This window comes from Paraburkholderia sp. AV2 (assembly GCF_054968425.1).
Window position 1 is genome coordinate 1 of sequence record NZ_JBANLK010000043.1, and the last position, 14,333, is coordinate 14,333.

At 65.1% G+C, this 14,333-nt stretch carries 13 protein-coding genes; 10 read left to right on the forward strand and 3 right to left on the reverse strand.

Annotation, left to right across the window (positions count from 1 at the left end):
- Positions 1–230: 230 nt before the first annotated feature.
- A complete protein-coding gene (locus V8683_RS24200) occupies positions 231–1,490 on the reverse strand; it encodes an SGNH/GDSL hydrolase family protein (RefSeq protein ID WP_411188249.1) in 1,260 nt (419 codons plus the stop codon).
- 255 nt (positions 1,491–1,745) lie between these two features.
- On the opposite strand from V8683_RS24200, the gene paaA reads away from it, so the two are divergent.
- The 8 genes from paaA to V8683_RS24240 all read left to right on the forward strand — a co-directional run bounded on the left by paaA (position 1,746) and on the right by V8683_RS24240 (position 8,048).
- Positions 1,746–2,744 carry a 1,2-phenylacetyl-CoA epoxidase subunit PaaA gene (gene paaA, locus V8683_RS24205; protein ID WP_411188248.1) on the forward strand — a complete coding sequence of 333 codons (999 nt, stop codon included), beginning with the start codon at positions 1,746–1,748 and terminating at the stop codon, positions 2,742–2,744.
- A 79-nt stretch (positions 2,745–2,823) separates the two neighbouring features.
- Positions 2,824–3,108, forward strand: coding sequence for a 1,2-phenylacetyl-CoA epoxidase subunit PaaB (gene paaB, locus V8683_RS24210; RefSeq protein WP_010092957.1), 285 nt, complete (start codon positions 2,824–2,826; stop codon positions 3,106–3,108).
- 10 nt (positions 3,109–3,118) lie between these two features.
- A complete protein-coding gene (gene paaC / locus V8683_RS24215) occupies positions 3,119–3,925 on the forward strand; it encodes a 1,2-phenylacetyl-CoA epoxidase subunit PaaC (RefSeq protein ID WP_411188247.1) in 807 nt (268 codons plus the stop codon).
- Positions 3,926–3,962: 37 nt separating this feature from the next.
- A complete protein-coding gene (paaD, locus tag V8683_RS24220) occupies positions 3,963–4,493 on the forward strand; it encodes a 1,2-phenylacetyl-CoA epoxidase subunit PaaD (protein WP_411188246.1) in 531 nt (176 codons plus the stop codon).
- Between the two features lies 1 nt (position 4,494).
- Positions 4,495–5,583 (forward strand): 1,2-phenylacetyl-CoA epoxidase subunit PaaE, encoded by a 1,089-nt coding sequence (gene paaE / locus V8683_RS24225; RefSeq protein WP_411188245.1) that lies wholly within the window; start codon positions 4,495–4,497, stop codon positions 5,581–5,583.
- A gap of 138 nt (positions 5,584–5,721) precedes the next feature.
- The gene (locus V8683_RS24230; RefSeq protein WP_411188244.1) at positions 5,722–6,522 is read left to right on the forward strand and encodes a DUF1835 domain-containing protein; all 801 of its coding nucleotides are present in this window, start codon (positions 5,722–5,724) and stop codon (positions 6,520–6,522) included.
- A 13-nt stretch (positions 6,523–6,535) separates the two neighbouring features.
- A complete protein-coding gene (locus V8683_RS24235) occupies positions 6,536–7,138 on the forward strand; it encodes a TetR/AcrR family transcriptional regulator (protein ID WP_411188243.1) in 603 nt (200 codons plus the stop codon).
- A 244-nt stretch (positions 7,139–7,382) separates the two neighbouring features.
- On the forward strand, positions 7,383–8,048 hold the full coding sequence (locus V8683_RS24240) for a GNAT family N-acetyltransferase (protein ID WP_411188242.1): 666 nt from the start codon (positions 7,383–7,385) through the stop codon (positions 8,046–8,048).
- 92 nt (positions 8,049–8,140) lie between these two features.
- Here the strand turns inward: V8683_RS24240 and V8683_RS24245 are convergent, their stop codons facing one another.
- Positions 8,141–8,635 (reverse strand): Lrp/AsnC family transcriptional regulator, encoded by a 495-nt coding sequence (locus tag V8683_RS24245; protein ID WP_411188241.1) that lies wholly within the window; start codon positions 8,633–8,635, stop codon positions 8,141–8,143.
- Between the two features lie 198 nt (positions 8,636–8,833).
- Here V8683_RS24245 and hppD point away from each other — a divergent pair, with 198 nt between their 5' ends.
- Entirely contained in the window at positions 8,834–9,931 is a 1,098-nt protein-coding gene (gene hppD / locus V8683_RS24250; RefSeq protein WP_411188240.1) for a 4-hydroxyphenylpyruvate dioxygenase, read from the forward strand.
- A 149-nt stretch (positions 9,932–10,080) separates the two neighbouring features.
- Here the strand turns inward: hppD and V8683_RS24255 are convergent, their stop codons facing one another.
- Positions 10,081–10,269, reverse strand: a complete 189-nt coding sequence (locus V8683_RS24255; protein WP_411188239.1) for a hypothetical protein — start codon at positions 10,267–10,269, stop codon at positions 10,081–10,083.
- 387 nt (positions 10,270–10,656) lie between these two features.
- On the opposite strand from V8683_RS24255, the gene V8683_RS24260 reads away from it, so the two are divergent.
- Positions 10,657–14,265, forward strand: coding sequence for an indolepyruvate ferredoxin oxidoreductase family protein (locus tag V8683_RS24260; RefSeq protein ID WP_411188238.1), 3,609 nt, complete (start codon positions 10,657–10,659; stop codon positions 14,263–14,265).
- The last annotated feature ends 68 nt before the right edge of the window (positions 14,266–14,333 follow it).

Here is a 14,333-nt window from a genome sequence, read left to right on the forward strand (position 1 = left end):
CAACTGCCGGCTTCTTCCTGCGTCGCTGCGTCTGCAGCAGAGAAACGAGATTATGAAGCGTCTCTTTCGCTTCGTCAACACCTTTTTTGCGCTTCCGCTTGAAAGCTGTCAACTCCACCGCCGCCCGTTTCCCTCCGGCGGCCCCGCTGCCCGTACATCTGAACTGCGAAGGGGGCGAATCTTACCGCCCCTCCACAGCACTACGCAAGGGGGAACGAGAAAAACTCGGCTTACCTCCCGGCCAACGCTGCCAGCGGCACCGCCTCAGCCATCGCCGCATAGCCCGTATCGCTTGGATGGATGTGGTCGCCGCTGTCGTATTCGCGGCGCAGTCGCACCGGATCGGCCGGATCGCGCAGCACGGCATCGAAATCCGCGACGTCGTCGAACGCGTGGCTAGTCCGGATCCATTTATTCACTGCCTGGCGAATCGCCTCGCGTTCCGGCGGCAACGAGGCCGGAGTCAGCGTCGCCCCGACAATACGCACGTCGTGCGCGTGGGCCTGTGCAATCACCCGCTTGTACCCCGCAATCAGATCCTCCGCGTTCACGCGCGTATGCGGCGCGTCGCAGTCGAGACCGCCACGCGGCGGCATTGCCTGAAAGTTGATGTCGTTGATGCCGATGAGCAGCACAGCCGTTTTCACACCGGGATGGCCGAGTGCATCACGTTCGAAGCGGCGCTCCAGCGCGTCGCCGTAGCAGGGCGAGTCGCTCAACAGCCGGTTGCCACTGATCCCGAGGTCGATCACGGCCAGACCCGGCCTTTGCTCGCGCGCAAGCCGTCTGGCCAGTGCATCCGGCCAGCGGCGGTTCTGGTTCAGCGATGACCGCATGCCGTCCGTGATCGAATCACCGATCGCCGCGACGGTCGCCGCACCGGGCGCCTCGACGGCAAGCCCCGTCACCCACGCATACTGCGTGAAGCGCTGCGAGAAGGCCGCGCCCGATGCGTCGGCGACGTGATCGCCCGGCCGCGAGACGTAGTTCACCTGGCTCGCCACCCTATGCCAGGCGACCATCGTTTGCCCGGATCCCATATAGGAGCTGATCGCGTACGCCGAGCCCGCGCGTATGTCGATGCGCACCGGATCGCTGTCCACAGCCCCGCCAGGCGGCACCGCCACACCCGGCTGTCCGCCGAACGTCACCCGTGCGGCGCCCGCTTCGCTGGCCGCCGCCTCGCCCGACGACGGCGCGATTCCCATCGCCTCGATGACGAGCGGCGCGCGCCCGTACTCATTGCTGATATGCACGCGAGCGACCTGGCCGCCCAACGTCGGATAGACGATCTGCCGAACCGTGCGCCCCGCGACGGCCGGCGCCCGATAAAGGGGCGGTGGTGCCACGAGCGCAGGAATCGACTGCAGCGCCGTCGCCCAGCTCGTCACCCAGGAGGCCGAAGGTTGATCGGCAAACGAAGGCCCGCTAACGGCCAGCGAAGCAAGAAAAGCGGCGCCGGCCGCAACGCGCGAAAGAGCAATCTTCATCCGGAAGAGCATGGGAGAACAAAACGCCCATTGTGCCCGATGCCCCGCAACATCGACCTTCCAACCTGCTGACACGACGAAGATCCCTCTTCGATCCGCGATCGGGGCACACCGCTGGCGATTCGCATCCGATCCGCTAAAACTCAATAAGCGGGTTCGGCCCGCTCTTTTTTGCTCCATCGCAAAAATTTATTTACCGACCGGTCGGTTGGTTTATACTGCGCACCATACCTAACCTCGAAGAGAGCGTTCGCCATGTACACGCAATCCCTCGACATCCCCGGCAACGTCGCCCCGCTCGACGCGGACGCCGCCTCGCCGGAGCAGGCCCGGTTCGATGCCGTGATGGCCGCCGACGGCAAGATCGAGCCGCAGGACTGGATGCCCGAAGCCTACCGCAAGACGCTCGTGCGCCAGATTTCGCAGCACGCGCATTCGGAAGTGGTGGGCATGCTGCCGGAAGGCAACTGGATTTCGCGCGCGCCAAGCCTCAAGCGCAAGGCGATCCTGCTCGCCAAGGTGCAGGACGAAGCGGGCCACGGCCTCTACCTCTATAGCGCGGCGGAAACGCTCGGTGTCTCGCGCGATCAGTTGGTCGATGCCCTGCACGCCGGCAAGGCCAAATACTCCAGCATTTTCAACTACCCGACGCCCACCTGGGCGGACGTCGGCGTGATCGGCTGGCTCGTGGACGGCGCCGCGATCATGAACCAGATCCCGCTGTGCCGCTGCACCTATGGCCCTTACGCGCGCGCCATGATCCGCATCTGCAAGGAAGAGTCGTTCCATCAGCGCCAGGGCTTCGACGCCCTGCTCGCGATGATGCAAGGCACCGACGCCCAGCGCGAGCTCGTCCAGCAGGCCGTGAACCGCTGGTGGTGGCCGGTGCTGATGATGTTCGGCCCAAGCGATGCCGATTCGGTCCACAGCAACCAGTCGGCCAAATGGGGGATCAAGCGCATCTCGAACGACGACCTGCGCCAGAAGTTCGTCGATGCGACCGTCGAACAGGCCAAGGTGCTGGGCGTGACGCTGCCCGACCCGGATCTGAAATGGAACGAGGCGCGCGGCCACTACGACTACGGCACGATCGACTGGGACGAATTCTGGCGCGTCGTGAACGGCGACGGCCCGTGCAATCGCGAACGCCTTGGCACGCGCGTCAAGGCGCACAACGAGGGCGCATGGGTGCGCGAAGCCGCGCTTGCCCATGCGGAGAAGCAACGCCAGCGCGCCGCGAAGCAGGCCGCCTGACCTGGCGCAAAACATGGGGCCGGAGTCGGCGTCGAAGCGCCCGTTCCGGCCGACACAGGAATCTGGAAGGAGATCAGTGATGAACAAGGAATGGCCGATCTGGGAAGTGTTCGTGCGCAGCAAACAGGGCCTCGACCACAAGCATTGCGGCAGCCTCCACGCCGCCGACGCCTCGATGGCGCTGCGCATGGCGCGAGACGTCTACACGCGCCGCCAGGAAGGCGTGAGCATCTGGGTGGTGCCGTCGTCGGCGATCACGGCGTCGGATCCGAACGAGAAGGCCGAGCTCTTCGAACCGGCCGGCGACAAGATCTATCGCCACCCGACGTTCTATACGCTGCCCGACGAAGTCAATCACATGTAAGAGCACCAACATGACGACGCCCACGCAAGAACACCTGGCGTACGTGCTGCGCCTCGCCGATACGGCGCTGATCCTCGGTCAGCGCAACACGGAATGGTGCGGCCACGGCCCGATCCTCGAAGAGGACATCGCGCTCGCCAACATGAGCCTCGACCTGATCGGCCAGGCGCGCCTGCTCTACACGCATGCCGCGACGCTCGACAAGACGCTCACCGGCCGCGAGCTAACCGAGGACGACTACGCCTACTTCCGCGCCGAGCGCGAATTCGCGAACTACACGCTCGCCGAGCTACCGCACTTTGGCCCGCTCGCCGGCACGACGCATTCGGCCAACGATTATGCCGTGACGATCGTGCGCAACTTCCTCTACGCCTCGCTGATGGCGCATCTGTGGACCGCGCTCCTGCGCTCCGCCGATCCGCAACTGGCCGCGATCGCCGAGCGCTCGATCAAGGAAACGCGCTATCACGTGCACCACGCGCGCGAGTGGCTGATCCGCTTCGGCGACGGCACCGAGGAGTCCCATCGCCGCGCGCAGGCGGCACTCGACTGGCTGATGCCGTACACGCGCGAATTCTTCAGCACCGACGCGGTGGAAACCGCCGTAGCCGAGGCCGGCATCGCGCCCCTCACCGCGCAGTTCGAAGCCGCGTGGCGCGCCGAAGTGGAAGCCGCGCTCGAAGAAGCCACGCTCACGCTGCCGGAAGCCGTCAAGCATGTTACGACCGGCAAGCTGGGCGAGCACTCGGAACATATGGGCTACGTCCTCGCCGAGATGCAGAGCCTCGCCCGCCAGCATCCGGGCGCGCGCTGGTAAGCCGGACCCGCCCACGCAGCCAATCAAGGAAGTCACGATGCAAGCCATGGCAGATCACGCACTCGAGCGCGCCTGGGAGGTGCTGGAATCGGTACCCGATCCGGAGATTCCGGTCGTGTCGATCCGCGAGCTCGGGATCCTGCGCGACGTGCGACGTGCCGCCGACGGCCAGCTCGAAGTGGTCATCACGCCCACCTATTCGGGCTGCCCGGCGATGTCGCAGATCGCCGAAGACGTCGCACACGCGCTCGATAGCGCCGAACTTGCGCCGTACCGCATCGCGACCACCCTGACCCCCGCGTGGACCACGGACTGGATGACCGACGCAGCGCGCGAGAAGCTGCGCGCCTACGGCATCGCACCGCCCACGGGCCAGTGCGGTTCGGGCGCCGCCACCGCCGGCGAACAGCCCATCACGTTCATGCCGCGGCCGCTGCCCGCGCCCGCTTGCCCGCACTGCGGTTCGCAGCATACCGAGCGCCTCGCGCAGTTCGGCTCGACCGCCTGCAAAGCGCTGTACCGCTGCCTCGACTGCCGCGAACCCTTCGACTACTTCAAACCCTACTGATATGGCCACTCCGCAATTCCATTCGCTGCGCATCCGCGAGGTGCGGCCCGAAACCGCGGACGCGGTCTCCGTCGCCTTCGAGATTCCGCCCGAGCTCCGCGAGGCGTATCGCTTCACCCAGGGGCAGTTCGTCACGCTCAAGACCCACATCGACGGCGAGGAAACGCGCCGTTCGTACTCGATCTGTGTCGGCGTGACCGACTACGACCGCGACGGCGAACTGCGCATCGGCATCAAGCGTGTGCGTGGCGGGCGCTTCTCGAACTTCGCGTTCGACCAGCTCAAGCCGGGCCACGAAATCGACGTGATGACGCCCGACGGCCGCTTCTTCACGCACCTGAACGCCGAACACGGCAAGCACTACGTGGCGTTCTCCGGCGGCTCGGGCATCACGCCGGTGCTCGCGATCATCAAGACGACGCTCGAAACGGAGCCGCGCAGCGCGTTCACGCTCGTGTACGGCAACCGCAGCGTGGACCAGATCATGTTCGCCGAGGAACTGGAGGACCTGAAGAACCGGTTCATGAACCGCTTCATGCTCTACCACGTGCTCTCCGACGACATCCAGGACGTCGAGCTCTTCAACGGCGTGCTCGATCAGGCGAAGTGCGCGTCGTTCCTCGAATCGTTGCTGCCGGCTGCCGGAATCGACGAAGCGTTCATCTGCGGCCCGGCGCCCATGATGGATGCCGCCGAAGCCGCGCTCAAGGTCGCGGGCGTGCCGTCCGGGAAGGTGCACGTGGAGCGCTTCGGCACGCCGCTGCCGCAGGCCGGCGTGCCGCCCGTCGAGATCACCGAAAACACCCCGGCCGCCGATCTCGAAATCGTGCTCGACGGCAAGAAGCGCAAGCTGCGCCTGCCGTACGAGGGCGTGAGCCTGCTCGACGTGGGTCTGCGCGCGGGCCTCGCGCTCCCCTACGCGTGCAAGGGCGGTGTGTGCTGCACCTGCCGCGCAAAGGTGATCGAGGGAGAGGTGAAGATGGACAAGAACTACACGCTCGAGGAGCAGGAAGTGAAAGACGGCTTCGTGCTGACCTGCCAATGCCATCCGGTGAGCGAGCGCGTGGTGGTGAGCTACGACGAACGCTAGAGGCGGCTGACGCCAGGCTGACGGGGCGCTCGCGCAACAGTGCGCTTTCGGCGCTCAAGCGATCCGCTTACACTAGGGGCCGCCCGCAACCGGCATGGTGCCGGAACGCGGGTGGTCCTTTTTGTTCTGGCATTCCCGATGACCACGATCCACCTCACTCACAGCGAGCCGGCAGCGGCCGCACTGCGCCAGGCCCTCGAAGCGGAAGGGCGGACCGAACGCGTGATCGCGCTGCCCGACGACCTGACAGTCGGCCCGCTGCGCGACATCGACGAGCCCGCCGACCCGGCCGCCGACCAACGCGCCGCGTTCTGGCAGCGCCTGGGCGGCGTGCCCGAGACGCTGACGGCCCACGACTGCGCGGCGCTCGACGCTCTCGAAGCCGACGATGCCAACGTGGTGATCTGGCACACGAACGACGCCGCCAATCAGTTGACGCTGCGCCGCATCTGCTATCGGCTGCGCAACGTGCCGCAGCGCCTGAACGAAGTGCGTCTCGCACCGGACGAAGTCGCGGGCGAAACCGCGGCGGCGCGCCTCGCGGCCCGCCTGCCGGACGCCGCGCCGATTTCCGTGCTGCGCATCACGCGGCTCGCACTCGAATGGCAGGAGGCGAAGTTCGCGAACGGCGAGACGCGCCGCTGGCGCGACAATACGTTCACGAGCGGCACCTGGGCGGATCTGGACCAGTTGATCCTCGATACCCTGAGCGCGGCCCGCACGCCGTGGCTCGCTCCGGACGCAATCGCGGCGGCCCTGCCGCGCGCGGGAGCGCGCGCGCCGGTGGCCGAACCCGTCGTGCTGTGGCGCCTGCGCGAACTGGCGGCAGCCGGCGAACTGCGCCTGCGCGACGACATGCACGCGGCGCCGGCGAACATCGAGCCGCAGCCCCGCACCGCCACGCTTCATACGGCAACGCAGCCTCCCCTTCCCCGCTGACAAAAAATCAAACATGGCCCGTACCCGAGCGCCCGACCACGAGACCCAACGCGACCAGATTCTCGAACTCGCCGCCGCGAAATTCGCGCAGACGAGCTACCCGAGCACGTCGATGTCCGATCTCGCCGCGGCGAGCGGCACCTCGAAGGCGCGTCTCTACCACTACTACGAGAGCAAAGAAGCGATTCTCTTCGACCTGCTCGACCGGTACACGAAGCGGCTGATGCTGATCATCGCCGAGGTGGAAGGGACGAGCCAACGACGCGGCCTTGACGAGCGGGAAACCTTTGCCGAGCTGATCCGCGCGTTCCTCGCCGAATACGAGACGTCGCACAGCCGCCACGTCGCACTGCTCAACGACGTCAAATACCTCGTCGACGCGCAGCGCGAGATCATCCTGAACCGGCAGCGCGACGTCGTGGCGGCTTTCACACGCCAGCTCGCGCGCGCCTACCCCGGGCGCGTCACCCCGGAAAACCAGACGGCGCTGACAATGATGGTGTTCGGCATGATCAACTGGACCTTTACCTGGCTCAAGCCGGGCGGACGGATGGCCTACCGGGACTTCGCCGAGCAGGCGATCGCCGTGATCGATCACGGCTTGCAAGGGGCTTGAGCACGATGTGCTGACCGAGCAGTTGCACTGCATCGCAGCATGACGCTCTTCCGCAACACTTCGGACCCTTATGCGGCCCCAAAAATCAATCTCATAAAAATCAATGGCTTGCGCGAATCCGACTCTTAATTAGGCGCAACACTCAAATCGAAAATACGGGTTTTCCCTAGCCCCACCCCAGGGTTTTCGCTAGAATTCGTTTTGCGGCGCATCATGCCGCATGAATTTTAAGGAGAACCGACCCATGAACAAGCTTTCGACCCAAGCCGCCGCGCCGATCCTGCCGTCCGGCCGCACGCTGACGTCCGGTCGTTCGCCCGCCATGGTGCGCGTCCTCACTTCGGCCGACCGCGAGCGCCTGCTCAAGCACTTTCTCGCACTCGACCAGGACGATCGCCTGCTGCGCTTCGGCCAGGCTGCACCCGACCATGTGATCGAGAACTACGTCCGTTCGATGGACTTCACGCGCGACACGGTGTTCGGCGTGTTCGACCATCAGCTGCAACTGGTCGGCGTAGGCCATCTCGCCTACCTCCCCGCGGACGGCAATGGCCGCACGGCCGAATTCGGCGTTTCGGTGCTGGAAAGCGCGCGCGGCCAGGGCATCGGCTCGAAGCTGTTCGAGCGGGCCGCGATCCGCAGCCGCAACACGCATGTCACGACGCTCTACATGCACTGCCTGTCGCGCAACGCCACGATGATGCACATCGCCAAGAAGTCGGGCATGAAGATCGAGTACGCCTACGGCGAAGCCGATGCTTACCTCTCGCTCGCACCGGCCGACCAGAGCAGCATCATCGCGGAAATGCTGCAGGAGCAGGCTGCCGTGTTCGACTATGCGCTCAAGCGCCAGGCACGCCAGGCGTCGAAGCTGATCGAGTCGATTCTGCCGCAGGCTATCGCAGCCTGAATCCTGACTCATCGGCTTGAATGAAAAAAGCGGCTTCGGCCGCTTTTTTCATTCCTGCTCCATTCCTGCGCCGCCGCCGGCATTTCAACGGATCAACGGATCGGCAGCGCCGTCGTCTCCTTGTACGTCTGGAGCGAGAAGCTCGACCGCACGTCGATCACCGAAGGATGGTGCAGCAACTGGTCCTGCACGAAGCGCGAGAAGTGCGCCATGTCCTCCACCTGCACACGCAGCAGGAAATCCATGTCGCCGGTCATGGCGTGGCAGGCCACGACTTCCGGCCAGGTCTGCACTGCCGCGCGAAACAGCTCCGCATGCGTGACACCCTCCCGTCCCGCCGCCGTCGGGCCGCGCTTCTCCAGCCGCACGCTGACGTAGGCCAGCAGGTCGAGCCCCAGCTTCTGCGCATCGAGCAGCGCCACGTAACCGCGGATCACCCCGGTCTCCTCCAGCCGGCGGATGCGCCGCAGGCACGGGCTCGGCGAGAGGTTCACGCGCTCCGCGATCTCCTGATTCGAAAGCCGGCCATTCTCCTGAAGAATCGCCAGAATCCGCCGGTCGATCGCGTCCAATTCCAGATCAGCCATTTTCTGCCACTCAATAATGTATCGATGGCATTTTATAGCTCAATCTGGCGATTCCAAGCCCCATATCGCAAGCTTCCTTCCGAATTGAACGACTACACTGCCTGCACGAAATTCGGACGTTCAACTTCGATCGCTCTTACGGGCGTGGGCCCCGAGTAAGCGCTAAAGCGCTAACTCGGGTCGACACAGGAGACAACCATGCAGGTCCCCACCTGGGATAACCCCGTCGGCACCGACGGCTTCGAGTTCATCGAATACACCGCGCCGGACCCCAAGGCGCTCGGCAAGCTGTTCGAGCGGATGGGCTTCACGGCCGTCGCCCGTCACCGCCACAAGGACGTCACCCTGTACCGCCAGGGCGACATCAACTTCATCGTGAACGCCGAGCCCGACTCGTTCGCGCAGCGCTTCGCGCGCCTGCACGGCCCGTCGATCTGCGCCATCGCGTTCCGCGTGCAGGACGCCGCGAAGGCCTACCAGCACGCGCTCGAGCGCGGCGCCTGGGGCTTCGACAACAAAACCGGTCCGATGGAGCTGAACATTCCGGCCATCAAGGGCATCGGCGATTCGCTGATCTACTTCGTAGACCGCTGGCGCGGCAAGAACAGCGCGGCGCCCGGCAGCATCGGCGACATTAGCATCTACGACGTCGATTTCGAGCCGATCCCCGGCGCCGAGCAGAATCCGAAGGGCCACGGGCTCACCTACATCGACCACCTGACGCACAACGTTCACCGCGGCCGCATGAACGAGTGGGCGGAGTTCTACGAGCGCCTCTTCAACTTCCGCGAAATCCGCTACTTCGACATCGAAGGCAAGGTGACAGGCGTGAAGTCGAAGGCGATGACCTCGCCGTGCGGCAAGATCCGTATTCCGATCAACGAGGAAGGCTCGGAGACGGCCGGCCAGATCCAGGAATACCTCGACGCCTATCACGGCGAAGGCATCCAGCACATCGCGCTCGGTACGAACGACATCTACGGGACGGTCGATGGCCTGCGCGCGTCCGAGATCGCGCTGCTCGACACGATCGACACGTACTACGAACTCGTGAACCGCCGCATCCCGAACCACAGCGAGCCGCTCGCGGAACTGAAGAAGCGCAAGATCCTGATCGACGGCGCCCCCGAAGACCTGCTGCTGCAAATCTTCACCGAGAACCAGATCGGGCCGATCTTCTTCGAGATCATCCAGCGCAAGGGCAATCAGGGCTTCGGTGAAGGCAACTTCAAGGCGCTGTTCGAGTCGATCGAGCTCGACCAGATTCGCCGCGGCGTGGTGCAGGACAAGGCCTGACCCAGGCCTGGCCGCAGTGCGGCCATGAAAAAAGGGCGAAGACCGCAAGATCTTCGCCCTTTTTGTCTTTCTGGAGCCACCGCCGCACACCCGGCAGGCGCCCCGGTGAATGGAATGCCGCGCGGATCAACGCGGCATTACGGAAATCATCAGGATTGGCGTTCGGCCTTCGTGGCCCCGGTAACACCGATATCAGCCTTCGCGCACTGCGTGTACTGCGCCGTGCGGACGAACGCATTCGACGAGCCGTTGCTGCTCGCGTTCGAATGCAGCGGCGCGCTCATGGCGAAGAACGCGGCCGAGACCGTCAAGAAGGTCTGGATATGCCGATTGTTCATGCTGTACTCCTTTTTTCAGACTGCCTGTTGCGGTAGTACCCCTATTTGCTGCCTGGGGCGCTGCGCGGTTTGCACAGGTGGGGGATTAGACAGAAATATCAAGACTGGTTCCGGATTCGTGTAGTTTTTACACGCTGTTACGCCGCGCAGCATTCGGATACATCCTCTGTTACACGGCTTCCCCGGGTTTAACGCACGGCACGCCGCCGCGAAGTCGGGCTTCCCCCGCGCAATCGTGCTTTCTTGCGCCGAGCGGCGGGTTTGCCCCAGTGCTACCATCGGTAAAAACACGCCAATATGGCGCCCCGGGCCGGAGCATCCACAAGATGCCGAGGCACTGAAGTTCTGGTGATCCCAAGACTAATGGTGGATGGAGGAGTACCCACAATGAATGCCCCGCTAGACGCTGGTCAGCGTGCTTCGCTCGAAGCCGCGCTAGCTTCCGTCACGCTCGACGACAAATACACCCTCGATCGCGGCCGCGCGTACATGAGCGGCATCCAGGCGCTGGTGCGTCTGCCGATGCTGCAACAGGAACGCGACAAGGCTGCCGGTCTCAATACTGCGGGATTCATTTCCGGCTATCGCGGTTCGCCGCTCGGCGGTCTCGATCAGTCGCTCTGGAAGGCGAAGCAGCATCTCGCCGGCCATCAGATCGTGTTCCAGACTGGTGTGAACGAAGATCTCGCGGCCACGGCCGTCTGGGGCTCGCAGCAGGTGAACCTGTACCCGTCCGCAAAGTACGACGGCGTGTTTTCCATGTGGTACGGCAAGGGCCCCGGCGTGGACCGCTGCGGCGACGTGTTCAAGCACGGCAACTCGGCCGGCTCGTCGCGTCACGGCGGCGTGCTCGTGCTCGCCGGCGACGACCACGCGGCCAAGTCGTCCACGCTTGCGCATCAGTCGGAGCACATCTTCAAGGCCTGCGGCCTGCCGGTGCTGTTCCCGTCGAACGTGCAGGAATACCTCGACTTCGGCCTGCACGGCTGGGCCATGAGCCGCTACTCGGGCCTCTGGGTCGCCATGAAGTGCGTGACCGACGTGGTGGAATCGTCGGCCTCGGTCGAGATCGACCCGCATCGCACCCAGATCGTCCTGCCGGAAGATTTCCTCGTGCCCGACGGCGGACTCAATATCCGCTGGCCGGACCCGCCGCTCGTGCAGGAAGCGCGTCTGCTCGACTACAAGTGGTATGCCGGGCTCGCTTATGTGCGGGCGAACAAGCTCGACCGCGTCGAGATCGACTCGCCGCATGCGCGCTTCGGCATCATGACCGGCGGCAAGGCCTATCTGGACGTGCGCCAGGCCCTCACCGACCTCGGCCTCGACGACGAGACCTGCTCGCGCATCGGCGTGCGGCTCTACAAGGTGGGCTGCGTGTGGCCGCTCGAAGCGCAAGGCGCGCAGGCGTTCGCGCGTGGGCTCGAAGAGATTCTCGTGGTCGAGGAAAAGCGTCAGATCCTCGAATACGCGATAAAGGAAGAGTTGTACAACTGGCCCGACGCGCAGCGTCCGCGCGTGTACGGCAAGTTCGACGAAAAGGACGGCGCCGGCGGCGAATGGTCGGTGCCAATGGGCAACTGGCTCCTGCCCGCCCATTACGAGCTCTCGCCCGCGATCATCGCGAAGGCGATTGCCACGCGTCTCGAGAAATTCGACCTTCCTTCCGACGTGCGCGCGCGCATCGCCACGCGCATCGCCGTGATCGAAGCGAAGGAGAAGGCGCTCGCGAAGCCGCGCGTGCAGGTGGAACGCAAGCCGTGGTTCTGCTCGGGCTGCCCGCACAATACCTCGACGAACGTGCCGGAAGGCTCGCGCGCGATGGCCGGCATCGGCTGCCACTACATGACCGTGTGGATGGACCGCAGCACGAGCACGTTCAGCCAGATGGGCGGCGAAGGCGTGGCGTGGGTCGGCCAGGCGCCGTTCACGAACGACAAGCACGTGTTCGCGAACCTCGGCGACGGCACCTACTTCCACTCGGGACTGCTCGCGATCCGCGCGGCGATCGCCTCGAAGGCGAACATCACCTACAAGATCCTCTATAACGACGCCGTCGCGATGACGGGCGGCCAACCCGTGGACGGCGTGCTCACCGTGCCCCAGATCACGCATCAGCTCGCGGCCGAGGGCGCGGCGAAGATCGTGATCGTCACCGACGAGCCAGAGAAGTATCAGGGCGTGACCTCGCTCGCACCGGGCGTCACCATTCATCACCGTGACCAGCTCGACACGATGCAGCGCGAACTGCGCGAGATCCCCGGCACCACGATCCTGATCTACGACCAGACCTGCGCCACCGAAAAACGCCGTCGCCGCAAGCGCGGCACGTATCCGGACCCGGCGAAGCGCGTCGTCATCAACGAGGCTGTCTGCGAGGGCTGCGGCGACTGCTCGGTGCAGTCGAACTGCCTCTCCGTGGAGCCGCTCGACACCGAGTACGGCACGAAGCGCCAGATCAACCAGTCCACCTGCAACAAGGACTTCTCGTGCGTGAATGGCTTCTGCCCGAGCTTCGTCACCGTTGAAGGCGGCCAGTTGCGCAAGCCGAAGGCGAGCAGCGTAGCAAATGAAACGATGCCGGCCGTGCCGACGCCCGACCTCCCCGGCCTTGCGCAGCCGTACGGCGTGCTCGTGACGGGCGTGGGCGGCACCGGCGTCGTGACGATCGGCGCGCTGCTCGGCATGGCCGCGCACCTGGAGAACAAGGGCGTGACCGTGCTCGACGTGACCGGCCTCGCGCAGAAGGGCGGCGCCGTGATGAGCCACGTGCAGATCGCGAACCAGCCCGCCGACATCCACTCCACCCGCATCGCCATGGGCGAGGCGAAGCTCGTGATCGGCTGCGACGCCATCGTGACCGCCAGCGACGACTGCGTCTCGCGCATGCAGGCCGGGCAGACGCATGTGGTGCTCAACAGTGCGCCCACACCCACGGCCGAGTTCATCAAGAACCCGAGCTGGCAGTTCCCGGGCTCGAACACCGAGGCCGACGTGCGCGCGGCGGCGGGCACCGACAACGTCTCCGCCGTCGACGCGAACCGCTACGCGCTCGCGCTGCTCGGCGACGCGATCTACACGAACCCGTTCGTCCTCGGCTATGCGTGGCAGCGCGGCTGGTTGCCGCTCACGCACGAGTCGCTCACGCGCGCGATCGAGCTGAACGCCGTGCAGGTGGAGAAAAATCTGGCGGCGTTCGAGTGGGGCCGCCGCGTCGCGCACGATCGTGCTGCCGTGGATACGCTCGTCAAGAAGCCGTCTGCCGGGCAGAACACCGAAGCTGCGGACACCAGCGCCGGCGCGAAGATCGTCTCGCTGCACACGCCGAAGGCGCTCGACGCGCTGATCGACAAGCGCGCGCAGTACCTCGCCGCGTATCAGAACGACGCCTGGGCGTCGCGCTACCGCGCGCTGGTTGCCGACGTGCGCGCGGCGGAAGGCAAGATCGAGCGTCCCGACGGTCAGTTCGCGCTGACCGAAGCCGTCGCGAAGAATCTGCACAAGCTGATGGCGTACAAGGACGAGTACGAAGTGGCGCGCCTCTACGCCGACCCGGCGTTCATCGAGAAGCTGAAGGCGAGCTTCGAGGGCGACTGGAAGCTGAACTTCCATCTCGCGCCGCCGACCTTCGCGAAGCACGACGGCAAGGGCCACCTGGTGAAGAAGCAGTACGGCCCGAGCATGCTCACGGCGATGCGCCTGCTTGCGAAGCTCAAGTTCCTGCGCGGTACGGCGTTCGATCCGTTCGGCCGCACTGAGGAGCGGCGTCACGAGCGCGCGCTGATCGGCGAGTACGAGGCGCTGGTGCGCGAACTGGCGAGTGGCGCGAACGCGGAAAATCTCGCGCTTGCGGTGGAATTGGCAAGCCTGCCGGACGGCATCCGCGGCTACGGTCACGTGAAGGAGAACAACCTCAAGGCCGTGCGGGCGAAGTGGGCGACACTGCTGGACAAGTGGCGCTCGCCGCAAGGCGGCGCGGCGCGTCATGCTGCGTGATACGCCGTGAGGCAGTAGCCCTGCCGTAAAGACGAAGGGCGCTCCGTGAAAACGGAGCGCCCTTTTCT